At 52.2% G+C, this 1,578-nt stretch carries 1 protein-coding gene; it reads left to right on the plus strand.

Going from position 1 to position 1,578, the window contains the following annotated elements; all coding sequences use genetic code 11:
• Nucleotides 1-656: 656 nt before the first annotated feature.
• Nucleotides 657-1,578, plus strand: a 922-nt coding sequence (lrhA, locus tag MYY08_RS04455; protein ID WP_288013462.1) for a transcriptional regulator LrhA, incomplete at its 3' end; no start/stop codon positions are given.

Raw genomic sequence — 1,578 nt, forward strand, 5'->3', positions numbered from 1 at the left:
CCTGAAAAGCGCAGAACGATCCATCGCGTTCTCTTTTTCGACACCTTCCGCTCATCATCTATCCTGTCGCACAACAGGATGCTTTTCAGGCGAGGGAGGGCAAAAAGCAATCCAGGGAAAAAGGCGTATTAATGCTAAAATGGTGCTTTATTGATAAGAAAAATGCGATTGGGGCTTAAAAAGTAAGCGTCGTTGTGGCAGGATATCCATCAACGGGCTTTGTGACAAAAATAAGTACGTCAGACTGCGGCTAAAAGCTGCAGCGGCGTCAGTAAAGGTTAAGTCCGGTTGGTTATTATGTTTTTGCGTTATGCAGTTTTGCTGACGTGCCATATTGAAGTTATGAACCAGCGGCCCCGAAGTTAGCTCGCCTGAAGTTAGCTCGGTTTCCATCAATAAGCAGGACGCGTTTGGCGTTCAGGTTCAGCGCGTATGCGCTCAATGATTGTCAACCTAAAATACTGACGGCACTGGCGGAGTTGTATGCATCTCCTTCAGCAGTAGAGTGAATAGCAGCTTTTCATTTTTACAGTTTAAAGCTGTCGTTTCCTGACGGGAAACGTCATTTTTGCCAGCTTTATCTCCGTTTGACATTTGATCGACGGAAGTAACACCAGGGTAGTTGTTCTTAAAAACTTATAAGTGAAGAAAAAAATATGACTAGTGCAAATCGTCCGATACTCAATCTCGATCTCGATCTGCTGAGAACCTTCGTAGCAGTCGCCGATCTCAACACCTTTGCTGCCGCGGCGGCCGCCGTCTGCAGAACGCAGTCGGCGGTGAGCCAGCAGATGCAGCGTCTGGAGCAGCTGGTGGGCAAAGAGCTGTTTGCTCGCCATGGCCGTAACAAGCTGCTGACCGAGCATGGCATTCAGTTGCTCGGTTATGCCCGAAAAATCTTACGTTTTAATGACGAAGCCTGTACCTCGCTGATGTACAGCAACGTGCAGGGCGTTCTGACCATCGGCGCGTCCGATGATACATCAGATACGATTTTGCCGTTCCTGCTGAACCGCGTAACCTCTGTCTATCCGAAGCTGGCGATCGACGTTCGCGTAAAACGCAACCCGTTTATGATGGAGATGCTGAACCAGGGCGAAGTTGACCTGGTGGTCACCACCTCCAGCCCAGGCGCTTTTACTCATCAGGTGCTGCGCACGTCGCCGACGCTATGGTATTGCGCCGCCGATTATATCTTCCAGCGCGGCGAAGCGATTCCTCTGGTGCTGCTGGATGAGCCAAGCCCTTATCGCGATATGGCGATCGACCATCTTAACGAAGCGGGCATTCCGTGGCGTATCTCTTACGTCGCGTCAACGCTGGCGGCCGTACGCGCGGCGGTGAAAGCGGGTCTGGGCGTGACCGCGCGTCCGGTAGAAATGATGAGTCCTGAACTGCGCGTAATGGGCGCGGCGGAAGGGCTGCCGGTGCTGCCGGATACGCAGTACCTGCTGTGTCGTAACCCGGACAGTGAAAACGAACTGGCGCTGGCGATTTTCAACGCTATGGAATCAAGCAACGACCCGTATAACCTGGCGCTGGCCGCACAGGGCGACGCGATGTTGTTGGATGATGAAG

Origin of the sequence: Mixta sp., assembly GCF_024610815.1 — a bacterium.
GTDB classification, from domain to species: domain Bacteria; phylum Pseudomonadota; class Gammaproteobacteria; order Enterobacterales; family Enterobacteriaceae; genus Mixta; species Mixta calida.